Annotated in this window: 19 protein-coding genes; 2 read left to right on the forward strand and 17 right to left on the reverse strand. The window is 37.9% G+C overall.

What is annotated here, in order from left to right:
* Nucleotides 1–210: 210 nt before the first annotated feature.
* The 7 genes from EXE09_RS16060 to EXE09_RS16090 form a co-directional block, all read right to left on the reverse strand.
* Complete coding sequence (locus EXE09_RS16060) at nt 211–657, reverse strand: hypothetical protein (protein ID WP_087553745.1); 447 nt, start codon at nt 655–657, stop codon at nt 211–213.
* A gap of 273 nt (nt 658–930) precedes the next feature.
* Nucleotides 931–1,938: a hypothetical protein gene (locus EXE09_RS16065; RefSeq protein WP_130117918.1), complete on the reverse strand. Its 1,008-nt coding sequence runs from the start codon at nt 1,936–1,938 to the stop codon at nt 931–933.
* Between the two features lie 32 nt (nt 1,939–1,970).
* The gene (bioD, locus tag EXE09_RS16070) at nt 1,971–2,618 is read right to left on the reverse strand and encodes a dethiobiotin synthase (protein ID WP_130117919.1); all 648 of its coding nucleotides are present in this window, start codon (nt 2,616–2,618) and stop codon (nt 1,971–1,973) included.
* Complete coding sequence (gene bioC, locus EXE09_RS16075; protein ID WP_130117920.1) at nt 2,615–3,418, reverse strand: malonyl-ACP O-methyltransferase BioC; 804 nt, start codon at nt 3,416–3,418, stop codon at nt 2,615–2,617. The genes bioD and bioC overlap by 4 nt, the downstream gene beginning before the upstream one ends.
* A 19-nt stretch (nt 3,419–3,437) precedes the next feature.
* Nucleotides 3,438–4,598, reverse strand: coding sequence for an 8-amino-7-oxononanoate synthase (locus tag EXE09_RS16080; RefSeq protein WP_171478638.1), 1,161 nt, complete (start codon nt 4,596–4,598; stop codon nt 3,438–3,440).
* Nucleotides 4,595–5,917, reverse strand: coding sequence for an adenosylmethionine--8-amino-7-oxononanoate transaminase (gene bioA / locus EXE09_RS16085; RefSeq protein ID WP_171478639.1), 1,323 nt, complete (start codon nt 5,915–5,917; stop codon nt 4,595–4,597). Before bioA ends, EXE09_RS16080 begins: the two co-directional genes overlap by 4 nt.
* A 215-nt stretch (nt 5,918–6,132) precedes the next feature.
* Nucleotides 6,133–6,861, reverse strand: coding sequence for a hydrolase (locus tag EXE09_RS16090; RefSeq protein ID WP_130117923.1), 729 nt, complete (start codon nt 6,859–6,861; stop codon nt 6,133–6,135).
* 373 nt (nt 6,862–7,234) lie between these two features.
* Between EXE09_RS16090 and EXE09_RS16095 the strand changes: the two genes are divergently transcribed.
* Nucleotides 7,235–7,804 (forward strand): peroxiredoxin, encoded by a 570-nt coding sequence (locus tag EXE09_RS16095; protein WP_130117924.1) that lies wholly within the window; start codon nt 7,235–7,237, stop codon nt 7,802–7,804.
* 295 nt (nt 7,805–8,099) lie between these two features.
* Here EXE09_RS16095 and ftn read toward each other — a convergent pair whose 3' ends face one another.
* From ftn to EXE09_RS16120, 4 genes are all read right to left on the reverse strand, one after another.
* Nucleotides 8,100–8,564, reverse strand: a complete 465-nt coding sequence (ftn, locus tag EXE09_RS16100) for a heteropolymeric bacterioferritin subunit Ftn (RefSeq protein WP_130117925.1) — start codon at nt 8,562–8,564, stop codon at nt 8,100–8,102.
* A gap of 263 nt (nt 8,565–8,827) precedes the next feature.
* The gene (locus tag EXE09_RS16105) at nt 8,828–10,462 is read right to left on the reverse strand and encodes a PepSY-associated TM helix domain-containing protein (RefSeq protein WP_130117926.1); all 1,635 of its coding nucleotides are present in this window, start codon (nt 10,460–10,462) and stop codon (nt 8,828–8,830) included.
* Between the two features lie 2 nt (nt 10,463–10,464).
* Nucleotides 10,465–10,755 (reverse strand): hypothetical protein, encoded by a 291-nt coding sequence (locus EXE09_RS16110; protein ID WP_068974113.1) that lies wholly within the window; start codon nt 10,753–10,755, stop codon nt 10,465–10,467.
* 336 nt (nt 10,756–11,091) lie between these two features.
* The gene (locus EXE09_RS16120) at nt 11,092–13,305 is read right to left on the reverse strand and encodes a TonB-dependent receptor (RefSeq protein ID WP_130117927.1); all 2,214 of its coding nucleotides are present in this window, start codon (nt 13,303–13,305) and stop codon (nt 11,092–11,094) included.
* A gap of 345 nt (nt 13,306–13,650) precedes the next feature.
* Between EXE09_RS16120 and EXE09_RS16125 the strand changes: the two genes are divergently transcribed.
* Nucleotides 13,651–14,718, forward strand: a complete 1,068-nt coding sequence (locus EXE09_RS16125) for an SDR family oxidoreductase (RefSeq protein WP_130117928.1) — start codon at nt 13,651–13,653, stop codon at nt 14,716–14,718.
* Nucleotides 14,719–14,779: 61 nt separating this feature from the next.
* On the opposite strand, the gene EXE09_RS16130 is transcribed toward EXE09_RS16125, so the two are convergent.
* The 6 genes from EXE09_RS16130 to EXE09_RS16155 all read right to left on the reverse strand — a co-directional run bounded on the left by EXE09_RS16130 (nt 14,780) and on the right by EXE09_RS16155 (nt 24,057).
* A complete protein-coding gene (locus tag EXE09_RS16130) occupies nt 14,780–15,571 on the reverse strand; it encodes a hypothetical protein (RefSeq protein WP_130117929.1) in 792 nt (263 codons plus the stop codon).
* Nucleotides 15,572–15,642: 71 nt separating this feature from the next.
* Nucleotides 15,643–17,673, reverse strand: a complete 2,031-nt coding sequence (ligA, locus tag EXE09_RS16135) for an NAD-dependent DNA ligase LigA (protein ID WP_130117930.1) — start codon at nt 17,671–17,673, stop codon at nt 15,643–15,645.
* A gap of 368 nt (nt 17,674–18,041) precedes the next feature.
* Complete coding sequence (locus EXE09_RS16140) at nt 18,042–19,091, reverse strand: cell division protein ZipA C-terminal FtsZ-binding domain-containing protein (RefSeq protein ID WP_130117931.1); 1,050 nt, start codon at nt 19,089–19,091, stop codon at nt 18,042–18,044.
* A gap of 1 nt (nt 19,092) precedes the next feature.
* Complete coding sequence (gene smc, locus EXE09_RS16145; protein ID WP_130117932.1) at nt 19,093–22,545, reverse strand: chromosome segregation protein SMC; 3,453 nt, start codon at nt 22,543–22,545, stop codon at nt 19,093–19,095.
* Nucleotides 22,546–22,572: 27 nt separating this feature from the next.
* The gene (locus tag EXE09_RS16150; RefSeq protein WP_087553731.1) at nt 22,573–23,268 is read right to left on the reverse strand and encodes a GntR family transcriptional regulator; all 696 of its coding nucleotides are present in this window, start codon (nt 23,266–23,268) and stop codon (nt 22,573–22,575) included.
* Nucleotides 23,269–23,580: 312 nt separating this feature from the next.
* On the reverse strand, nt 23,581–24,057 hold the full coding sequence (locus tag EXE09_RS16155; RefSeq protein ID WP_130117933.1) for a hypothetical protein: 477 nt from the start codon (nt 24,055–24,057) through the stop codon (nt 23,581–23,583).
* Between the last annotated feature and the right edge of the window lie 127 nt (nt 24,058–24,184).

Below are 24,184 nucleotides of genomic sequence, written 5' to 3' on the forward strand. Positions count from 1 at the left end.
TTCAGTTTATTGTATTACACAGCGTTGAATGCATAAAAATTACGCTATTGATATGAAATATAAATGACTTTGTCTTTTTTAAAAAGACTATTTTGTTATAACTTTATGGTTAATGTAACTGTATGTATTCACACCACACTATATTTTATAATAATTAATTTTCAATAAGATAAAACGAGACAACACATAGTACATGTAAAAAATATAGGACTATCTTCTTCCTCCAAGTTGAGGATATTCAATATTTAACAATCGTTCGACTTCAGCATCATTTCCTTGTAAAAATCGCTCTAAACTATGACGAAAAACATCGAATGGAGTCTGTTCATTGTCAAAACTAGGCATAACTTCTGACTTAAATAACCCAAATAAATGTGACTTTGGCTGTTTTTGATAGATCTCAGCATGACAAATAAAATTATAATCATTCGGTGTATAGGTCACAAAAAGTCCACCTATTTTCCGTTCTGAATGAATATGTTGGATTTCGAAATAGGGAAATGTACCATGGTTCTCCTCCATAAAGCCCCAAGTTGCCTGTTGTATCCAATTAATTTGATCAAAGCTATTGAGAATATGCACTGCCGAACTACTCTCAAAGTCCAACAAACTCATTTCTAATTCTTTAAATAATTCAATTCTAATCTTATAACCCATATCCCTGACCTTTTTATTTAAATTCGCGATCCAATCGAGCTGTTCTAATTCTTTATGAGACCTGAATTGAATTATTACACCAAAAACGCAATAAAATTAAACAAAAAGCGATAAAATGCTAAAATTCTTACACTGCTAGAATAACCAGCAACCTCATCAAAGCGCGCATTTTTAATACACACATAAATCATCATCCACGATCTCTATCTCATTATTCTTTTTATAAAATATAAATCACGACATTTTATTTTCACGCCAAATTAACAAATCTGGCTATAAATACCGATAACCTATTATTTCTACATATTTTTTTACTGTTTCTGTTTCATCTACAGGATGCAGCATAAATATATAACTGTCAGAATCCATGTCCACAAAACCCAGCTTTAAACCCTGTTGCAACAAGACTTGATGATACTGCTCAAAAACACCATCCTCTGAAACCACGGCATCATCACCCATTAGCGCAAGATCGGGCAATGTTAATTCCAGTTGCCAGTTATCCTTGAGCATACTTTGTAAATGCCACTCCAGATCTGTCACTTCCTGCTTCCAGTCCATAGACACAAATAAACGGATATTTTCCTGCCATAAATCATCCATCAACTGCCCGATACTACTGAAAAAATCATCATCTATATTTTTCATCTGCTGAATATAATCCAGTACAACACTTTTACGAGGATGCTGTTTCAGACAGATCTCAGCCAGTTGCGCATACGCCTGTTTCAGATGTTCATCCAGTTCAGGATACTCTTCAGAACATTCTTCAAAATCCGCCTCAATCTCTGAATGTTCAACAGAAGGACGACTTGCAAACTCAATGGCAGTTTTTTCCTTTAAAGCACTCAGGCTGCTTTTAACTTTATGAATAATCTTCGGATCAGTCACTTCTTCATGTAAATCAGGAATCTGAAACCATTGCACACCCTGACCTGCCTGACACTGGCGAAGTTCAAGCTGATCATGCAGTTTCGCGATAAAGTAAAACAGTGTAGGAAAATTGGCATCATCCACATCATAAAAAATCAGTGAAACAGGTAGAAAAAAACTGCCTTCCTGTGTGGTATAGGGAATACCATCCTTAGAAAGTTGAACATAGTGAAAGTAGGCGTTGTCTTTCCCAAACAGTCGCTGAAAAAAACCTGATTCAGGTGAGGAAAACTCATAAAATCGATGTTCAGCCTGAGTGAAAATTTCATCAAACTCAGATAAACTCAAAATCGTCTGATCCAGTGCCTGCCCTGCAAGCTGTTCAGATTTATAATAAATTCTAGGCATTTCAGCTAACTTCTGTTCTTTTAACAGTCAAGTTACACAGAAATATTAGGAATATCCATCCATAAACTGTTTGGAAAATGTTTTGCTAAATAAGCTTTTAAATAATCCGCAGTATCTTTGGAAATCAGTTTATCCTGAGATTGATCTTTTAAGTTATAAGCCAATGCATAGAGTTCTAAACCACGACTTTTCAAGGCTTCCAGACTCAAGATCGTATGGTTAATACTGCCCAAACGCCCTGAGGTCACGAGAATCACAGGTAATTTTTTCTCTGCCACATAATCAATTGTAAGCAGTTCTGTAGTCAACGGCACCATCAAACCGCCTGCACCTTCAAGCAATACAACCTCATATTTTTTAGCAAGTTGAGCAGTCGCATTCTCTATTTTTTGAAAATCAATTTCACGATCATCAATTTTGGTCGCTAAATGTGGCGAAGCTGGATAAGTAAAAATCTCGGGCATGGTCAGTTTGCTTTCATCTTCAGGAAACCAGCCCATGCCCATAATTTCACGGTGCTGTTCAATGTCTTCTGAAATATTCACATTACCCGTTTGGATCAGTTTTTGCGTGATGGTTTTCTTGCCTTGCTGATTCCACAGCTTTGCCAGATAGCCCGTGGTGTAGGTTTTGCCAATGCCTGTGTCGATTCCACTGATAAAGTAAACTGAACCTGTCATGGCATTCTCCGCGCGATACAATAAATCGGATGATAGGACAAAGGATATGATGATTTACCCGATTCATCCTGTGTTAAAAACTGTTGATAATTCAGATAAAAATCCTGCAAACTTTGCTTTGTCCAACGAAAGTTAGAAGCCGTAGCCGTGACACCTGTGGCTTTTAAATGTTGCAAAATTTGCTTTGGATGTTCGAAATTTAAAGCTTCAATCTGTTCAGAAATATGCAGGATTTCAAAACCATTTTGTTGCAGTTTTTCCTGAATATTTTCAAGGCTTAAATAATCCAACCCCTGCCCTGTTAAGGTTTTAATTTCCTGTAAATTCTGCTGCCCAAAAGTCGAAAAACATAACAAGGCTTGAGGATTTAAACTGTGTCGTGCCTTGGCGAATACAGCATCTAAATTACCCATCCATTGCAGAACAGAACTTGATACAATCAGTTCGTTATTTTGTGGAAAATTCAACTGTTCAATATCGCCAATCAGGAACTCAATCTTTTGCTGAGTTTGAATCGCTTGAATCCGATCTGACTGAAAATGTTGCTGAACTTCGAAATAGAGATCATTCAAAATCAGATGCTTGATCTGCAAATTTTCAATCAGTAGATGACTTAGATTGCCTGAACCACACCCCATTTCAAAAACCTGATTCAATTTTTCAGGACTATATTGCGCCATTAAATCAAATAATTGCTGTGCAATTTTACGTTGTACAACTGCATGTTCAGGATAACTTTGCCCTGCTTGTGCAAAACGTAACGCCACTTGAGTTTTATCAATGCTTTGTGGATTTTTCATTGCAATATTTATCATCAATTCACAACAATGCCACAAGTTGCTCAAGCTCAGATTGCTTGATTTGTGCAGTGAGTGAAATGCGTAAACGTGAACTGTTTTGTGGCACTGTCGGTGGACGCACAGGCATGATGTAAAAACCTGCATCCTGCAACGCTTTGGCTTTTGCCACTGTTTTTGTAGATTCACCAATAATCACAGGCACGATATGCGAACTCGAAGGACATTCAAAACCTTGATTTTTCACTGCATCTTGTAGATATGTGCTGAGTTGTTGTAAATGCTGACGTTGTGAATTTAAGTTCAGCACTTTCTGAAATATAAAATTTGTCCATGCCATACAGATCGGTGGTTGTGCAGTACTGAAGATTAACGGACGCATCGCATTGACCAAGTAATCCCGAATAATTGCATGACAAATCAAATATCCACCGACTGAAGCAATCGCTTTACCAAATGTCCCAACCAAAAGATCAATGTCATTGATCACGCCATATTGTTCCGCACAGCCTAGACCCTGCTCGCCACGTACACCGATTGCATGCGCTTCATCGACATAGAGCATCACTTTGGAAAATTGCTTTTTGATCCGAACCAGTTCAGCCAAATCGGTTTCATCACCATCCATACTAAAAATGGATTCAGTCACTACAATAATTCGATCATAGGCTTTATCATCATGATATTTCTGTAAAAGTTGAGTCAGATGAACCAAGTCATTATGACGATAACGCACGTATTTTGCTGTGGATAAACGGATACCATCAATCATACTTGCGTGGATCAGTTTGTCCGCAAGAATCAACGTTTTACTGTCTGCAAGCGCAGGTAAAATCCCGATATTCATGTGATAACCACTGTTAAATAACAGTGCAGACCGACCATAAAAAGCCTGACTTAAACTCTCTTCAAGCTGTTCATATTCAGGAAAATTTCCAGTGAGTAAGCGTGATGACGTCGAACTCATCCAGCGTTGATCATTCGGTGTTTCATCAAAAAATTGTTCACGCAATTGCGGATCAGAATTTAAGCCCAAATAGTCATTGGATGCGAGATTCAACATGCGTCGATCATTGATTTGAATATAACGATCTTGCTGAATATTGGTGGTGAATTGACGAAAATTGCCTTGCTGTTTCAGTTGATCAAGTTGTGCTGAAAAATGCTCCAGTAAATGACTCACGATGCATTCTCCATACTGCTTTTCATATTTACAACCACTTCAACCAGTTGTTCTAACAGTGTTTTCAATTCATTTTCAGAAATAATATAAGGTGGCATCACATAGACCAGTTTGCCAAATGGACGAATCCAAATCCCACGGCGCACAAACTCTTGTTGCAGGGTTTTCATATCGACGTTAAAGGTCAATTCCACCACGCCAATCGCACCTAAAACACGCACGTCTTTGACAAAATCGAGCTGTGCCAAAGGCTGTAAATGACTTGATAATTGCTGTTCAATGCGCTGAATATTCGCTTGCCAATCCTGTGAAATAAGCAATTCTGTACTTCGTACCGCCACCGCACATGCCAAGGGATTTGCCATAAAAGTTGGGCCATGCATAAACACACCCGCTTCCCCCTGACTGATGGTTTCCGCCACTTTTTTTGTGGTCAGCGTCGCGGATAAAGTCATATAACCACCTGTCAAACCTTTGCCAATGCACATAATGTCAGGCTCTACACCTGCCCATTCCCATGCAAAAAGCTTGCCTGTGCGTCCAAAACCTGTGGCGATTTCATCGAAAATCAGCAGGATATTATATTTTTCACACAGTAATTTGGCTTGGCGTAAATATTCAGGATGATAAAAACGCATCCCCCCCGCACCTTGTACAATTGGTTCAAGAATGAGCGCAGCAATATTATGATGTTGTTCTGCTAAAGTTTTTTCGAGTTCGGCAATGTCCGATGGATTCCATTCTTCATCAAAAGCTGTTTGTGGCGCAGGAACAAAAATCCGATTCGGTAAACTTGAACCAAAAATCTGATGCATACCTGTGACAGGATCACACACCGACATCGCATTCCATGTATCACCATGATAGCCCGAGCGTGGTGTAACAAAATTAGTTTTTTCTAATTTTCCAAGTGATGACCAATACTGAACTGCCATTTTCAAAGCGACTTCAACTGCGACTGAACCTGAGTCGGCATAGAAAATTTTATCTAAACTTGGTGGGGTAATTTTGAGCAGTAATTTTCCGAGTTGAATCGCAGGATCATGGGTAAAGCCACCAAACATGATATGCGACATATTTTGCAGTTGATCTGTCACTGTCTGATTCAGCGCAGGATGGTTATAACCATGTATCGCACACCACCATGAGGACATGCCATCAATCAACTGCCGACCATCTTCAAGTTCGATGATTGCACCTTGCGCCCTTTTCACTTTAAAAATCGGCAAAGGATTTGTCATAGACGTATAAGGATGCCAGATATGTTGTTGATCAAATGCCTGATCACTGAGTTGATCATTCAACGAATCACTGAGCATTTGGTTTGATTCAGTATTTGAATCGGTCATCCTTAACTTCCTTTATCTATCACAGCTATCTAGCACAACACGATTAAAACTTTTCATCATTCATTGTGATTTATCCCTCAGGGAGAAAATGAATGAGGGATTCAACAAAGATGAACTGTTTTAATTGAATGTGCTAAATCTTAAACCTGCGTGAATGATAAATAAATTGCGAGATGCACCACTTATCAGGATGTTTGCTTTATTTTTTGTAAATATTGGCAGATTTTGTCAGTGATGAGCTCAACTTGGAAAACAGGCAAGCCATGTGAGCCACTGATTAACTCAGCTTCAAAAAACTTTGCATCTAATTTTTGCAGATTATCCAAGACTTTGTAACTAACTAAATAATCCTGTTTTCCGAAGATATGGTATTGATGTCCAGTATAATTTTTCAGGATATTGACAAGATTTAAATTTTCTAACAAGTTTAACCCATCTTGTAATAGCTCAATCTTCTGTGCCTGTATCAAACTTTGTAACTTTACAAAATCGGCTTTAGTACTTTCTACACCTTGGCAGACCATATAGCCAAATTTCTTTAAGGTCGCAATAGCGTCAGTTTCAAAAGACTGTTTAAAACTTTGGAATGTCGCTTTTGGCATAGCTGTTTGCCACGTATCACTGGCAACAAAACAAGGATTAGAAGCTAAGGTAATCAGCACTTTGTGTTGTTGGTATTGCTTGGAAATTTGATCAACCAGCAATGTGGCAAGTTGTCCGCCCAATGACCATCCAATAATCACATCATAATCTTTGGCTTTTTCAGTTTGGCGTTGTAATTCGGCATCATCCAAAGCATTGAAAATATTGATCAGCTCAACTGTATGACCTTTATTTTCTAAAGCCTGTTTAAGTGATACCAACAGTTTTGTACCACCGCCCCAACCTGTGATGAGTAAAATTTTTTGATTCAAAGTGATTCCATTATGAAAATGATTAACTATTTTCAGCACAGCCTTAACTTACCAATCTAATTTTGATTAAGACTGCGTAGGCAATGCCTCACTTTTGAAGGATCAAAAGTGACAAAAATCCTCTGTTAGACAAAGGGTACATCCATGATACCCTTGTCTAACGGTGACATCCATGTCGCTTAACGCGATAGCAATTTTCTTCGACTAAAAAATATAGTCTCATACCAATCATCTTAAATCCGCCCCATCGCAAATACCAACATTTCGCATTTCGCATTTCGCATTTCGCATTTCGCATTTCGCATTTCGCATTTCGCATACGATCTAAAATTTGCTAAGATCAAAACAGCTTAAATGTAGGGAAAGATCTGTGATGAAATTCGTTAAACTTGTGAGTATGAGCCTACTCTCCATTTCTACATTAGGCATATTCAATTTCGCTCAGGCTGAAAACTCAATTTTTTCCAAAGTCGATGCTGATCAAAAACAATGGGTAGGCAAACCAGCACCAAGTTTTAAACTACAAGATCAAAATGCAAAATGGCATGAGCTCAGCCAATATAAAGGTAAATGGGTCGTTTTATATTTTTACCCAAAAGATAACTCACCAGGCTGTACCCAAGAAGCCAATCAGTTCAAAACACTTTACCCGCAATTTATTAAAAATAATGCCGTGGTTTTAGGTGTTAGTTTAGATGATGTTCAATCACATCAAAAATTCTCAGAGAAATTAGGTTTAAACTTTCCGATTCTTGCAGATAATGACCATAAGTTAGCAGAACAATTTGGCATTGTTCGAAATCTGGGTATAGCGAAAATTGCTAAACGAGAAACCTTTCTAATTGATCCTCAAGGAACGATTGTTTACCACTACAGCAGTGTAAACACGCAAACCCATGCAGGACAGGTTTTAGCAGATATTCAAAAGTTTTCGAAAAAATAGCCAATAAAAAGAATGCTGATCAGTTAAGCAAAATTATTGGAAAAATTCCTAAAATCTCCCCTAACCCTGAGCCATATATGGCGCAAGGAAAAGAGGGGAACTTATTGTAACTAAAATAATTTTAGTAATCTTGCGTAGCTATGCTACTCATCCCTCCTTTGAAAAAGGTGAGGAACATGTTCCGCAAGGGGAGGATTTAAAAACTTAACTGACGGACAATATCCAATAAAAAAGCCTTTAGATTTCCACCTAAAGGCTTTTCTTACGTCAGATTTAAAATGCTGATTTATTCATCTTACATTTGCGATTGAATATAATTTGGTAGACCAATCAGCTCGATCAAACGCATTTGTTTTTCTAACCAATAAGTATGATCTTCTTCAGTATCCGACATTTGCTGACGAAGCATATCACGAGTGACATAATCGCCTTTTTCTTCACACAGCTTCACGCCTTGCGCTAATTTTTCACGTACATGGTATTCAAGTGCCAAGTCTGCTTTTAAACAAGTCACGACATCTGTACCAACTTCGATATTATCGCGATCCATGTTTGGTGTTCCCTCAAGGAACAAGACACGGCGAATTAAAGCATCAGCATGTGCGCCTTCTTCTTGGCTTTCATGGTCAATACGTTCGAAAATTTTGCTTAAACCCCAATCTTCGTACATACGAGAATGGATAAGATATTGATCACGAGCAGCCAGTTCACCACCGATCAACATGTTTAGATAGTCTACAACTTCTGGATTGCCACGCATTTCAAAAACTCCATACCCTTTTACAATATTATGGACAAGTTCGCTTAAGATTGCAAAATTTAAAATGTGTAAGTTTATGATTTTTATAAACTTAAAATGAGAAACATACGCATTTACAGTCACATTCATAAATTTTTTAGATAAAAAATAAGCCCTTGCAAGGTTTAGCTCACATTGCAAAGACTTATTTATGTATTAATTCGCGACTGCTTAATTTTGTAACCATTACTAATGGTTCTTATTTCAAGCAAGATGCATGCAAATTACCGTTCAATTTTCACATTTGACCAAATTGATCCAAGCTCAGCATGTTGTTGTCTGGTCTTTGCTTGTTGGTAAAAGCGCAGAAAAGCCAGAGCGAATAAAATGGCAACAAGATCAATCCACCACAAATTCCCATGTGAAGCCCATAAACCAATATTAGGCATTAACAATGCAAGCAGTGAGGTGAATGGTAACAGCAACAATAGGATTGCTGTCATCAATAATAAATGTGGCAATGCCGTCGCCGCACCTCGAACAAATGCATAAATCACCGCAAAGACAAAGATGGTGTAGTAGCTATACATCAACACCTGATTCATACTGTTTAAGTTCGGCTGAATGACAAAACTCCATTTCCCAAACAGCATGCTACCTGCAATTGCACCGACACAGCCGATACACGAACCCACAGTCAGTGCAGCAATGAAACGTACATCTTTACGTTGTTGCGGTGGAGCTAAGTTTGGATTTTTTTGCCGTTTAAGCCGTGATTCGATCCATAAAATATTGCCTGAATAGAACAAAAATGCCCCACCAATCCCAAGAATCACATAGAGCCAACGGGTAATATTTCCACCATAATTACCAAAATGCAGACTGAACATCGAGCGAATGACTTTGTCCATTGCGCTGCTATGGGTATTTAAGTTATTGATATTATAAGCTTGAGTTTGATAGGGGTTGAACATCATCACATCAAAACTTTCCCCACGCAGCATTTGATCTGGACTATACACATTGGCACGGGCAGAGGCTTTCGCTGGCTTGTCGAGATTATTAAAACTAATTGAAGAGATTTGATAACCTTGCGCCTGCTCTCCTATACGTTGTAAAACTTTTTCAACATCCAACTTTGGTGCGGGATCTACAATTTTAACTGCGGCAGGTCGTTCAAATAGTGGCTTGTTTTTACTGACCAAAGTCCCCATCGCATCATAAAATAAGTCATGAAATGCAAATACGATGACTGAAACACTGATCAAGATATGAAATGGTAAACTGGTGATGCCGACAACATTATGCGCATCGAGCCAAAAACGTTTTTTGTTTTTGCCCTTTCTGATCGCAAAATAATCTTTTACCAATGTAGGCAATAAGACAATCAAGCCCGTCATGATAGCTAAAAAGTACAATACTGCCACAACACCCATCACATAAACGCCCAATGCATGATGTCCCAACATGCCTGGAATCCCTGCTGTTTCATGTAGTTGTTCGATGAGCCAACCGAGTTTGGAGAGATTCTCCTGCTCAACATTTAAAGTGCCATCTGCATTTAAGGTCGCAAGCATGGCATTTTGATGGGTATCAAAATCATGATCATCTTGCCCTTTCTTCTCAGGTGCTTTCCATTGGATGGGTGCTTGATGAAGTTCTTTCGAGTTTAAGTTCAATTGAAAACTTTTTAAGGTTTCAGGGTAATCAGCCTGAACTTTGCTTACCAATTCATTATATTGATTCGGCTGAATCATGGCTAAATTTTGCGAAGGCGGAGATGCCCAACGACTCAAATCGTGTTGAAACATACTCAATCCACCTGCAAAGAAACAGATGAACAAGAGGATTCCTGAAGTTATACCGACCCAAGTATGTAATTCTTTGGCTAATCGGATCATGTCCGTACGAACTTTCATATCTATCTCCGCAACCAAAACACAAGACTATAAGCGATGATATTCAGTCCTAAATAAAGTAGAAAAGCCTGCCATCCACGTGGAATAAAATAGGCGATAAAAAACAATGGACACCAAATCCACGGAATCGACCACATCCCGAGTTGTGGCGCAACGCCACGATCAATGTGTTCAATGCCCCACATGGTAATTAATGCAGAACAGGCAAATGCAAAACTTAATCCTAAAAATAAACCGACAAAAGTTTTACTCCACCAATCAGGTTGTATCTTTTGAGCGGATCGCATCTTCATACGGAATATACCTTTTCAGTAAGGGAATGAAGGGAATAAAAGACCAAGTTACAATCAGAGTCATACACCACATCAATATCGCCACCAATTTTGGCAATGCGTAAATCAATATAGGTAGTGATACACAGACTAGGACGACACCCAAATAGAAGAATTTTTTTGTAAGCGGTGTTTTAAAAATTTGTTGATTGGCATGACTGCTATAAATCAACACGCTCCCCAAAAAGCATAAAAATATTGCGAATAATTTCATTGCCATACACTCTATGTATTTAATACAAATCTCAATCTATAAAATGCAAAAAGCCCTCTGCATCACAAAGGGCTGATCATTTTTTAGAAATCGAAAGTCACACCGAGTTTATAGGTACGCCCTTCACCCACAATTGCGTAAGCATCATTAAAAACGCCTGACCAGTAATTTTTATCTGCAATGTTATTTACATTTGCTCTAAAGGTTGTTGCGACACCACCAATTTTAGTTGCATATTTCGCACCCAAATCAACAATTGTAAAATCTGGAATTTCATACTTATTATCTGAGGTTAAATATTGCTTGCTTACATAGGTTGCACGCCCATTTACACTCAATCCCTCTACTTGAGGAATTTTATAATCAAATGATAAGCCTGCTGTAAAGTCTGGAACACCATAAACTGTTTTACCTGTTTTATTGGCAGTGCCTGATTTAGTATATTCCGCATCTGTATAAGCCAAATTTGCCAATAGACTTAAATCATCAGTTATATTTCCAGCGGTAGATACCTCCACACCACGTGATCGTGTTTGTGCATCATCTTTTACCGCTTTTGTCACGGTATCCAAATAAACTTCTGGCTTTTCTATTTGATATAAAGCAAGTGTATTCATCCAAGAACCCACTTGGAATTTGCTACCTAACTCATATTGCTTTGTTTGATATGGTTCAAATGTTTCACCTTGATTTGTTGCTGTTGGATAAGTTAAGGCAGACACAGTCACACCTTCAGATAAGCCTTCAACATAGCTTGCATAAAAAGATAGATTTGCATCAAATGGTTTTACAACGATACCTACACTCGGTGAAACTTTGTCTGATGAATATTGCGTTTTCTTATATAAATTTTTGGTATCAATATCCTGATAACGCCCACTTAAAATCAATTGTAAGCGATCATCTAACATCGATAATTGATCTGTTAATGTATAACTAACGTACTTATTATCCCCATATGGTCCTACAACTGGATAAGTTGAAGGCATTGTTACACCTGATCCAACATTTGTATCGTAAATATTAGTCACAAAATACTTTGTAACAGGTGAATAATGTTGATCAAATTTACGTGTTAGATAATCCGCACGTAAGCCTAAGGTATGCTTGATTGAGCCTGTTGCAAACTTACCTTCAAAACCTAAATTAGCGGCAACATTATGTTCTTGGGAACCTACTCGATAATACTGCGCCAATGCATAATGATCAGTGCCTGCATAACTTCCAGTTAATCCATTTCCTTTTGTCCCAGTAATACTGCCAACCATCATACGTGTGCCAAACAAATGCCCACTATACTCACGCTCAGCATAACCTACGCCACCATATACTTTAAAATCCGGTACGATTTTATACTCAGCAGATAAACCCGCATATTGGCTAGATTCTTGCCCCTGTAAACTCTTGAAATAATTAGAATCACCATCGGGTGCTTTGAGCACAGTGCCTAATCCCGTAATCCCTAAGGACGGGTTTGAGCAAGTAAAGCAAATCATGGCTGGAGAACCATTCTCTCGCTTATCACGTACAGCATACGCATCAAAATTCACTTTTAATCGATCAGTCGTATAATCTAAAGCAAAAACACCTGAAGCATTTTGATCGTCCATACCATCTATAAGACGTTCGCCTTGCCCATAACTTCCACTTGCACGAACTCCAAACTCACGGTCTTGTCCAAAGCGTCTTGAAACATCAAAGCCAGATTTGTAGTAACCGCCATCTTCATATGTTGCAGAAACTTGAGTTAAATCTTTACCTGCACGTTTTGTTTGTGCCATAACAACACCACCAACACTACCCGTTGGCGACATACCCGTAGTTAAGGCACTTGGTCCTTTTAAAACAGTTATAGAATCTAAAATATCAGTTGAAGTTCGTCCTGACGGTGCAACCCCATAAAAACCATTCAAATTCATATCTTCCCAATTTACTGAAAAACCACGAATTTGAAAATTTTCATTTAAATGTCCTGAGTTTGTTGTCGCACGCACACTCGGATCATTTTTGAGGACATCTCCTATCGTCGCTGATTGAAAATCCTCCATCGCTGCTTTTGTATATTGATTAAAAGAGAAAGGAGTATCAATAACTTCTTTATTTCCCAACGCACCTAGATCTGCACTTTGTGATAACCGACCATTATTAAAAGTTTTCTTTGACTGTTCTTGTTCTGCATTTACAGTAATCGTCGGCAAGGTTGTCGTATCATTCGCCCAAATTGTTTGTACACATCCAACCCCAAAAATTGCGGATGTAATTGAATTGACCAATAACTTCTTTGAAAAATGATTCATAAAAATGCAAGCCGACATAATGAGAATGATTATTATATACACCGTGATTATTATTAAGTATTGTAAATTTTAATGTTAAATTAAGTTTAATAGTAAAACTCGATAAATGATAATTATTAGCATTTAAATCAATTTAATCTGTTTCCTTACCAGTCACACCTCTTCACATATCTCACTAGATATTCATATCTATTCAAACTAAGATGAATAGAAATAAAAGTGCGCGAAAATATGAATTATTTAATTAAATTCAAACCATTGGTCTCTGCCAAATAACAGTGATATAGATCGAAAAAATCGCTCACTTTAAATCTTTATTGAAATCCACATTGAAAGGAAAAGATGATGTCTCAGGGAAAAACATCAGCGCCAATTCTCGTGACAGGTGCAACAGGTTATATTGCCAGTTGGGTAATTCAACAACTCCTTGAACAAGGTTATACAGTGCATGCCACGGTTCGTGATTTAAATAAAAAACCAAGTTTTGCACATTTAGAAAAAATCGCAGAAAAAACATCAGGTACATTAAAGCTATTCAAAGCCAATTTACTTGAAAATGGTTCATTTGATGAAGCGATGCAAGACTGTGAAATTGTTTTGCACATGGCCTCGCCTTTTGTTGTGACCAACTTTAAAGATGCGGTTAAAGATATTATCGAACCTGCGATTTTAGGGACTGAAAATGTTTTAAACAGTGTCAACAAAACTGAATCCGTCAAACGTGTTGTCGTAACCTCAAGTATTGCCTCAACTTATGGCGATGCAGTTGATATTTTAAATACTGAACATAATGAATTTGATGAATCGCATTGGAATACCACCAGTTCAACCACTCATCAACCCTACCCTTATTCTAAAGTGATGGCTGAACGTAAAGCCTGGGAAATGGCTGAGGCGCAAGATCGTTGGTCTTTGGTCTGTGTTAATCCAGCCTTGGTACTTGGTCCATCACTCACGGCGAATACACAATCTGGCAGTGTGGAAGTGCTTGAACAGTTTGCCAATGGGATGACCCTGCTCGGTGTTCCGCCAATGTGGAATGGCATTGTCGATGTACGTGATGTGGCTGATGCGCATATTTTGGCAGCATTGAATGACAATGCATCTGGGCGTTATATCATTTCAGGTGGTTCACTCAGTTTATTGGAAATGGGGAAAATTTTACGTCAGCATTTCGGACAAAAATTCCCGTTCCCGCGTAATCAAGTACCTAAAAAAGCATTTAAATTCATCGGTCCTATCTTTGGATATTCAAAAGATTTTATTGAAAAGAATATGGGTTATCCGATCTTTTTTAATGCGAATAAGAGTAAAAAAGAATTGGGCATGAGCTATCGCAATATTGAAACCAGTCTCACAGAGCATTTTCAACAGTTGTTAGATGATGGTGTAGTGAAGAAGTATATTCCTTAAAACTGAGTGAATATCAAAAAGGGAAGCCATAATATTTATGGCTTCTATTTGAAATTAAAATTTAGTTCCCATACTCCTGAATCAAATAATGCCCCAACTCTTTGAAATCACTCTCACGATCATTGATATAAAAATTCGATGGAAAAAGAGGCATTTCATTACTCAAAGAATCAAAATAGACTGAATATTTAAAATTCACATTTTTTGTCGTATTTTTTTGCTTTAAATTTAAAGTCATATAACAAGATGTAATTTCAAAAGTTGATACTTTCGCCTTACTTAATTCCTGTATGTCTGTAAATTGAATATTGAAACTATTCTGCACAATTTCTTCAAATAATTTTTCATCACTTGGATCTGTTTTAAAATGTGATGTGATCATTGCATCCTCTTCCCCATCATATTCCCTCATCATTGCTTGTTGTTGTTTACTCAATTGATAATCAATATAGGGGTCTAATAACTTTTCAAATGCTTGATTATATTGATATGTAGAATCATCTTCCTCAACTTTTTGTTGCTTAACAATACCAATAAACTTGCTGTTCGCATCTTTATAAATATTCTTAATTTTTTCCTTTAATATTTGATTAAATTCTTCTGGACTATACTTTTGTGATCGAGCCAAATCATCTAACTTTTCTTTCTCTTCATCCATATATTCAGCAAAATAAGGATTAAAGAGTTTTTGACGATAATAAAAATAAAGATCTAAATTTTTTTCAACGGATTGGCTGAATTCATCTTTAAGCATTTTTAAAATAATAGGGTTATCACATTCCGTTTTCGCAAAAGCAGAAGTTATTGAGAGCACCAACATAATGATTAGAAATATTTTTTTGATTATTTTCATTTTTAGAAATTGTATTGTAAAGGCATAAATACTATACCTTTACAACCAATCAATCAGCAATACAAACTTACTTAAGCCTGCCCATACTCAGCCATCAAAGCCAAAAATTCCTGCTCGTTCAAAACAGCAACACCCAGTTTTTCAGCCTTTTCTAACTTAGAACCTGCTTTTTCACCTGCAACCACACACTTGGTTTTACTCGACACACTACCACTCACACGTGCACCCAAAGCTTGCAACATTTGCGTGGCATCATCACGTCCCATGGTAGCCAATGTCCCCGTAATTACCCAACTTTCACCATTTAACGGCTGACGAGTTGGTGCAATTGGCGCATCCCAATGAATCCCTGCTGCCAATAAACGATCTACCACTTCTAAATTATGCGGTACATTAAAGAAATCGACGATCCATTCAGCGGTAATATCACCCACATCTGGCGTCTTTTTCAATGATTCTAAATCCGCATTGCGAATTGCATCCAAAGTCTGGAACGTATTTGCCAACATCCGTGCAGTCGTTTCACCGACACCACGAATACCAAGCGCATAAATAAAAGCAGCAAGCGTCGTTTTCTTACTATTTTCAATGGCATCAAACAGGTTTTGAACCGACTTTTCACCCATTTTTTCAATCGTGAGTAGTTGCTCACGATGTTCATATAAGTGATATATATCAGCGACATCTTTGAGTAAATCAAGATGCAGTAATGATTCAACCCAACGATCACCCAAACCTTCAATATCTAAGGCTTTACGTGACACAAAGTGACGAATTGCTTCAATCCGTTGTGCTGAACAATACAAACCACCTGAACAACGCGCCAAAGCCTCACCCTCTGGCATCACCACTGGTGAAGAACATACTGGACAATTTTCAGGTAAATGTACTTCGACCACATCATTCGGACGGAACTCTAACCAAACTTTTTCAACTTTTGGAATCACGTCACCACTACGATAAACACTGACAGTATCGCCAACGCGAACATCCAGGCGATGAATTTCACCAATGTTATGTAAAGTTACATTGGAAACAGTTACCCCACCGACAGCGACAGGATTTAAACGTGCTACAGGCGTCAATGTCCCTGTACGCCCAACTTGCCAGTCGATATTTTCAACAGTGGTTAATGCTGCAACTGCTGGGAATTTATAAGCAGTTGCCCAACGTGGTTCACGACTTAAAAAACCTAACTTTTGTTGTTGTTGCAAATCATCTACTTTGATGACCATCCCATCAATTTCAACGGCTAAATCTGGGCGCTCTTGATTGATCTGCTCGTACTTTTCTTGGACTTCTTGGATACTGTCACATACAAAATGACGCTCACCGACTGCAAATCCAAAATTGGTCAACCATTCCAAACTTGCAGACATGGAGTGAATGCCGTGGTTCGGCTCGCATTGCGCAATGCCATAGGCATAAAATGCCAATGGACGCGAAGCCGCAATACTGGGATCAAGTTGACGTAGACTTCCTGCTGCAGCATTACGTGGATTGGCAAAGGTTTTTTCACCTTTGGCTTCATTTTCAGCATTCAGCTTTTCAAAGCCAGCCTTAGGCATCAATACTTCACCACGTACTTCTAACAAACGTGGGACTTCAACTTTGTCTGATGAAAGCACTTTTGGTAGATTACGAATGGTTTTAACATTTTGGGTAATCACTTCCCCTGTTTCACCATCACCACGGGTTACGCCACGAACCAAGACGCCATTTTCATACCAAAGAGAAATTGCTAATCCATCGAACTTTAATTCAACGTCATATTGTATTTTTTGATTCGGTAAACGCTCTTCAATACGGCGTGCAAAAGCAAACAGTTCTTCTTGATTAAAGACATTGCCTAAAGACAGCATTGGAACGGTATGGGTAATGGTTTCAAACTTAGATAATGCCTTACCGCCAACTTTGTTAGTGGGTGAATCCGCTTGGATTAATTCGGGATGTTGTTGCTCTAATGCTTTGAGTTGGTGAAATAGCTGATCATATTCACTGTCCTCAATGCTCGGCTCATCCATCACATAATAAGCGTGGTTATGCTTTGCAATCAGTTGAATGTGTTGACGCATTTGCATCACGACAGGATTATTTTCCATACAATATTTCACCATTTAAAAAGGCGGAAAACTCCGCCTAAATTCATCACCACAATTATTGTGTATTCAAAATTTTACTAAAATAAAAAATAGATAATTACTCATCGGAGTCTTATATCCATCATTTTAATTTAGGGATTAGCCTTCGGCTCGACCTACTTTTCTTTCGGGAAAAGTAGGCAAAACCATTGTCATCCGCAAAACTCGGCAACCACCAACTTTTGAATTAAATATCGCAGAAACATTCTATATCGAATTTAGTGTCCTGCCTCGAACACGTTGCGGATGACTTTTTCGCGTATCCAATCATTAATAGATCAAATACGCTTTAATAATCTATATTTGCAAAAGAAAGACTTAAAAATATATTAAGCTTCTTGCCCTGAGCGATAATCTATCGCCTTATGGCGCCAGTGCTCTTTTAACTGCGGTGTAAACTCAAGATTATTTTCATCATAAACCGTACCATCAATCTCGCGCGCAATAAGACCCGCAATACTTACCATCGTATCAAAGCCTTTTTGCACATCAGAATGTGGTAAAGCTAAGAAGAATGCTAAACCTTGAACTTGCTCAGTTGATAAATTTTCTAAGTCAAAACCATCAGGACCATTTTCTGTTACACGCAACACAGAAAACAAGAGATGACTTTCCTCTTCAGGACTCTCATAACGATGGAAACATGATAACTCACCAAAACGTAAACCATATTTCAACAACATTTTTAAAGTTTTATCACCAGACAAAGCTTTGCGAGGATTTGGATAAACATTCAAAGCAATGATGGTTTCTGCATTCGATAATACACTTTCATCATCATACTTTTGCTGTGCTGTTAAATGTACATCCAAGATACTGCTTTCTTCATCAAATTCTTTAATTTCAGCCGTTTCCACATTCTGATTCAACTGAAACTCTTCTTTTTTAGCTTCTGCCGTTTCAACAGTCGCAACAGATTGAGCATCTAGAGGACTAGCTGTATCAACTTCAACATTCTTAACTGATTCAGTAGTTTCTACTTCTTCCGTAGCGCTTTCACCGTCAGCTTTTACTGAATCAATTGTCACTACTTCATCTGCAACAGGTGTTTTAACAGTTTCTACATGTTCAGTTGTCGATAAATCCGTTGCAGCATTTTCCTGAAGATCATCAATCTTTTGTTGCTTTTCTTCCGCAACTTCAACTGCATCCAAAGCATTTAAATTTGGCTCTACGCGCGCTGGTTCTTTAGATTCACGATCCGCCTGCAACTGATCACGCACATGGCGTGGAATCACAGGTTGATTACAGTCTTCATTGACATGCAATTCAGATTCTAAAGATGGTGCAGCATCGTTGGGCTTTCGTAGCACCATTCGCAATCCAATTAGGATAATGATTACTGCAATAACAATTCCAATAATTGTGGTGACTTCCATACTACGACTCCGCGGCTAAACCGTATTCTCTTGCCTCTTCCAAATTCACAGTGACGAGTTTTGATGTGCCTGGCTCAGGCATCGTCACCCCTAGCAAATCGGTTGCCATCGTCATTGCAACTTTATTATGTGTAATGTAAATGAATTGAACCTGATCAGAAAGCTCTTTTACCAAATTACAAAACCGACCGACGTTTGCATCGTCTAATGGCGCATCAACTTCGTCCAAAACGCAAAATGGCGCAGGATTTAAGCGAAAAATTGCAAAGACCAAAGCCAATGCCGTCAATGCTTTTTCACCACCAGACAACAAAGCCAATGAGCTATTTTTCTTACCAGGTGGACGAGCCATTAATTTGACGCCTGATTGCCAATCATCTTCCAAGCTTAAACTTGCTTCACCACCATCAAATACTTTCGGGAACAACACTTTTAATTCTGAATTGACGCGATCAAAAGTGCCCATAAATAATTTTTTGGTCTCTTGATCAATGGTCTTCATAGCATCTTTTAATTGCCCAACCGTATTTTCCAAATCTTGCATTTGATGGCTTAAATCATCAAAACGCTTGGATACTTCTTCATATTCTTCAGAAGCAGCCAAGTTCACAGCACCCAATTTTTCAAACTGACGTTGTGCTTTTTCAAACTTTTCTTGATGCGCAGGCAGATCAATTACCACACCTTGTTTGATTTCAGCATTCATCTCTTTGAGTTGATCTGAATAATGCTGTAAATCCGATTTCGCCGATTGCCAAGATAAACGCTTCTCTTCCAACTTGGTACGTAATTGTTCATCATTTTGTTGATGTAAATGGCGCATCTCAGTCAGTTGTTGCTGTTTCGATTGAACATTGTTCAATTCAATTTGCCATTCAGACCATGTCTTTTGCAACTTCTCAGTTTGTTGCGATTGTTCTGTGAATTGCGATTCTAAACTTGGCAATTCCAATTGAATCGGATCAACAAATTTCTTTGCCTGTTCCATCTGTGCAATGATTTGCTGATATTGTGCTTTCGAGAAAGTTAAATCTTTTTCCAATAATTCAATTTGCTGCTTATTCTGTTCAGCCAAACGACGTGTGGTTTCAAAATCTTGTTGTTTCAACTGCAATTGCTGTTGTTGTTCTTCAACCTGTTCATTTAACTCATCAAGCTTGTATTGCAAAGTCTTGTATTCAGGTAAATTTTGCTCAAGTTTGAGAATGACCGAATGCATGTCGATTTCAAGATCATCTTTCTGCATCGCATCTTCTTCAAGTTGCTCATCCAATTGCTGTAATTGGCTGTTTAACTGAACTTTTTGCAACTCAAAAGCTTGTGATGCACTTTGCTGTTTGGCAATTTGTACATCGAATTGTTGTAGATTTTTTTGCTGATTTTTTAAAACGTCTTGATCAGATTGAATCTGCTTTTGAATATCACCAATTTGCTGATTTAATTGCGGTAAAACGCTTTCCGCTTCAAGTAATTGAGGCTGTAAAATTTCAAGCTGTGCTTCAATTTCTTCTAAGCGAATACGATGACTCAATGCACCTTGCGCCGCTTGGCTAGCTTCATCGAAATATAGACCGATGACCCAATCTTGCCCGATGTGATAACCATCTAGACTGAGCAGACTTTGCCCTGCTTTTAATTGGTTTTGAATTGCCAATGCATCAGCAAGATTTTCAACAATTGCCACTTGATTCCACAGTGAATATTGCGGAGATTCAATCCAGTCTGCCAAACACGGTAATGAGTTGAGTTGAATCTTATCTTGTGAATTTGAAGCTTTAAGCTGACGTGCAATGCTTTCAGTAAATGTCGATGCTGAATCAATAATTTGCGCAGAAAGCCATTTCGCTAAAAACTTTTCAATCAACGTCGCGTGTTCTTTGCCTTGCGCATTCAACTTCAATATTTGCATCAATTGCACAGCATTGGTATCAGTTTTCACTGCACTTTTCGCCATGAGTTGATTCAAGTTTTTCTGTTCAGATAGCAACACTTGCACTTCTGATTTCAAACTCGAAATTTGCGCTTTCTGTTGATTAATTTGTTCTTGCAATTGTTCTAACTGTGCTTTGGTATCAGTCAGTTTTTGTTCCAGTTGCACAATCTGTTGTTGCGCAGATGACTTCTCTTGCTCAAGTTGACTTAGATCTTCAGTTTGAAACTGACTTTGAATCTGCGTGGCTTGAGTTTTTAAGGTATCTTTTTGCTGTTCGATTCGCGCCACATTTTTAGCAAGCTGTTCAATCTGCGCCTGCATTTGCGCTTTTTGTTGCTGTTGCTTTTCAACCTGAACTTTGACTTGTTCATATTGTTGTTGCGCTTGGAGTTGCTGTGCTTTTACATCACTAAACGCTTGGCTACGTTGCTGAGTTTCAGATTCAGAATTGTGTAATTGCTCAGACTGCTGTTCCAATTGATTGTGCAAAGTGTCCAATTGCAACTCGATCAATTGAATCTTTTCTTTGGTCTGCACCTTTTGCTGTTCAAAATTGCTCAATGCTTCTGAATTTTGTTGGAACAAACTTTGTTTTTGCTCCAAAGTCATTTTCAATTCAGAAAGCTTTTTCTCAGCCTGTTGCCATTCATTTTGCAAAGGCGTGGACTGTTGAATCAGACGTTGGAACAATTCATTAGTCGAGGTTAAATCATGTTCCAATGTACTCATATCAGAACGAACCAGTTTGAAATGTTCACCTAGCTCATTCATTTCAACCGTATATTCTTCTTGCAACCGCGAACTGCGCTCACATTGGAATGATAGAATTTCGATTTTTAGAGTACGAATTTCAGTTTCTAAAGTTTTATAAAGAACCGCAGATTCAGACTGACGTTTAAGGGTTTTAAGCTGTGATTTTAATTCTGACGCAATATCTTCTAAACGATCTAGGTTTTGCGTGGTATGTTCTAAGTGTTGTAACGTTTCGCGACGACGGGCTTGGTAACGAGAAACCCCTGCAGCTTCTTCGATGAAGACGCGCATTTCTTCAGGTTTGGCATCGACCAAACGGTTAATCATGCCTTGTTCAATAATTGCGTACGAACGTGGACCTAAGCCAGTACCCAGAAAAATATCGGTAATATCACGGCGACGGCATTTGGTGCCATTGAGAAAATATTCAGATTTACCATCACGATTGACCTGACGGCGTACAGCTAATTCGCTATAGGCATTGTATGCGCCACCCAGTTTGCCGTAGGTATTTTCAAAACGAAGTTCTACGCTTGCCATTCCCACAGGTTTACGTTTTGCCGTTCCTGTAAAAATAACATCTTGCATACTGCCACCACGCAGTTGGCGCGCACTGGACTCCCCCATGACCCAACGAATGGCATCAATCACATTGGATTTACCACAGCCATTTGGACCAACCACTGCTGTACGGTTATCTTTGAATTGTAATGTTGTACTATCGGCAAACGATTTGAAGCCTGAAAGTTTTAAGCTGCTTAAACGCATAATGTCCTAGTTACTTGCTAACGCTACTTAGCGACGCGATCTCCGCGCCCAAGCGAGTTCGATTTGTTTCATCCGTGTCAGAGATTCCAACACTAAGTTACGCAAGTGTCGACAAAAATCTTCCATAAATAAAGTAGCTTGTTGTGATTTTCGGATTAAAATTGCATCAATCACTAACTTCAGCAATTCTAAAGCTTCTTGAAGCTCACGTCTTGAAGTATTTAGCGTTAAAAAATAACTTCTGCGCAAAGAAGGTAATAATTCTTTATAAAATTTCATCAAGTATGGATTGCCGACCATATCTTGTTGTTCAGCAAGGAATTGGAAGATGCCATCGTAGAATTTTTCGGTATTGCCTTGTTTCACCTGTTCGACCAGATGATTCATCATATTTTGAATGGCTTCGGCTTCATGATTGCGCCACGTTTCACTCATACGTGAAACAACTTGCCCAAGGAGTAATGCACTGGTATCGAATAGCGCACGAACTTGTTGTGCTGACATTTCGGAAACAATCGCGCCACGGCGTGGATAGATTTCAATCAGGTGGGTTCTTTCTAAAAGCAATAGCGCTTCGCGCACCGAGCCTCGACTGACATCCAGTTCTTTGGCGATGCGTAGTTCTTGTATACGTTCCCCTTCAACCAACTCGCCACTAATAATTTGTTCGCTAATATGTTTGGCAATTTGTTCCGAGAGGCTATCCACTTCTTCCAAATGCATATCTCCTTTTTGATTTTTTATTTTTCACAAAAGCATAGACATACTTAATTGTCATATTTTAAGTTTTACTCGATTTAGCTCGATCAAATCCATGACATTGTCAGACAATTTTAAAGCATTTTAGGTCAATTTTATTTTTTGAAGAAGTGTTGTTGGTCGGGAAATATTAAGTAATTTACTGATACGCTAGATAATTTTTCAATTCATTTCCATTGGGACAATACTAATAAATCATAACTCCATGATTATTAACTTTTACAGCATTATGATCTTCGTGAATTCGTATATATCTTTTTAAATCAATAATAAGCATTAACCACGTCTGTCATTACAATGAATTAATAAACTTTCATAATCAAATTTCCTATATTTATCAATCAAATAGTTAACTCCACCTAATTTTAAAATGCGTTCTTGATAAGTTTTTACGCGATCTTTAGATAAACCAATACAAACGAGTTCATCTTCAATTTCATTAACTCGATCAACTTTATAATCATCACTATGCTTAGGTAATTCAGATAATATATTTAAAATAAATAAGTATGGATAAGGTGTGTTTTTTTGAATTAGATATAAGTTATCTCTTTCATATTTATTAAATAAATATGCGCTTAAAAAATTTGGGTAAACATCAAATTTAGAAATATATTTAGTCGTTGCCACACCAACAGTATCATCACCTTTTTCAACAGAGAGCTGCTTTTGATAAGATGAAAAAATATTAAAAATTAAGAAAATAGTGACAATAAAAACTAAAACCAGCACAATTTTTAAAAGTTTACTCATCTAATTCGATCTCTAAAGCTTTCTAAGTAGAAGGTTTTAAATACAAAAACCATATTGATAATGCTTAAAATGACTTAATCACTGAGTTTCCTCTATATTCTCTCTTCTATTTAGATTGATAAACAAT

The organism is Acinetobacter sp. WCHAc060025 (genome assembly GCF_004209355.1).
GTDB classification, from domain to species: Bacteria; Pseudomonadota; Gammaproteobacteria; order Pseudomonadales; family Moraxellaceae; genus Acinetobacter; species Acinetobacter wuhouensis.

What these genes read in the sequence shown, in the direction of transcription:
- EXE09_RS16105 (WP_130117926.1), bottom strand. Translation starts at nt 10,462, where the DNA reads ATGAAAGTTCGTACGGACATGATCCGATTAGCCAAAGAATTACATACT.
- EXE09_RS16065 (WP_130117918.1), bottom strand. Translation starts at nt 1,938, where the DNA reads ATGCCTAGAATTTATTATAAATCTGAACAGCTTGCAGGGCAGGCACTG.
- ligA (WP_130117930.1), bottom strand. Translation starts at nt 17,673, where the DNA reads ATGGAAAATAATCCTGTCGTGATGCAAATGCGTCAACACATTCAACTG.
- EXE09_RS16130 (WP_130117929.1), bottom strand. Translation starts at nt 15,571, where the DNA reads ATGAAAATAATCAAAAAAATATTTCTAATCATTATGTTGGTGCTCTCA.
- ftn (WP_130117925.1), bottom strand. Translation starts at nt 8,564, where the DNA reads ATGCGTGGCAATCCAGAAGTTGTAGACTATCTAAACATGTTGATCGGT.
- bioD (WP_130117919.1), bottom strand. Translation starts at nt 2,618, where the DNA reads ATGACAGGTTCAGTTTACTTTATCAGTGGAATCGACACAGGCATTGGC.
- EXE09_RS16140 (WP_130117931.1), bottom strand. Translation starts at nt 19,091, where the DNA reads ATGGAAGTCACCACAATTATTGGAATTGTTATTGCAGTAATCATTATC.
- EXE09_RS16150 (WP_087553731.1), bottom strand. Translation starts at nt 23,268, where the DNA reads ATGCATTTGGAAGAAGTGGATAGCCTCTCGGAACAAATTGCCAAACAT.
- EXE09_RS16110 (WP_068974113.1), bottom strand. Translation starts at nt 10,755, where the DNA reads ATGAAGATGCGATCCGCTCAAAAGATACAACCTGATTGGTGGAGTAAA.
- EXE09_RS16120 (WP_130117927.1), bottom strand. Translation starts at nt 13,305, where the DNA reads ATGAATCATTTTTCAAAGAAGTTATTGGTCAATTCAATTACATCCGCA.
- EXE09_RS16095 (WP_130117924.1), top strand. Translation starts at nt 7,235, where the DNA reads ATGAAATTCGTTAAACTTGTGAGTATGAGCCTACTCTCCATTTCTACA.
- bioA (WP_171478639.1), bottom strand. Translation starts at nt 5,917, where the DNA reads ATGCTCAGTGATTCGTTGAATGATCAACTCAGTGATCAGGCATTTGAT.
- EXE09_RS16155 (WP_130117933.1), bottom strand. Translation starts at nt 24,057, where the DNA reads ATGAGTAAACTTTTAAAAATTGTGCTGGTTTTAGTTTTTATTGTCACT.
- EXE09_RS16125 (WP_130117928.1), top strand. Translation starts at nt 13,651, where the DNA reads ATGTCTCAGGGAAAAACATCAGCGCCAATTCTCGTGACAGGTGCAACA.
- smc (WP_130117932.1), bottom strand. Translation starts at nt 22,545, where the DNA reads ATGCGTTTAAGCAGCTTAAAACTTTCAGGCTTCAAATCGTTTGCCGAT.
- EXE09_RS16060 (WP_087553745.1), bottom strand. Translation starts at nt 657, where the DNA reads ATGGGTTATAAGATTAGAATTGAATTATTTAAAGAATTAGAAATGAGT.
- bioC (WP_130117920.1), bottom strand. Translation starts at nt 3,418, where the DNA reads ATGAAAAATCCACAAAGCATTGATAAAACTCAAGTGGCGTTACGTTTT.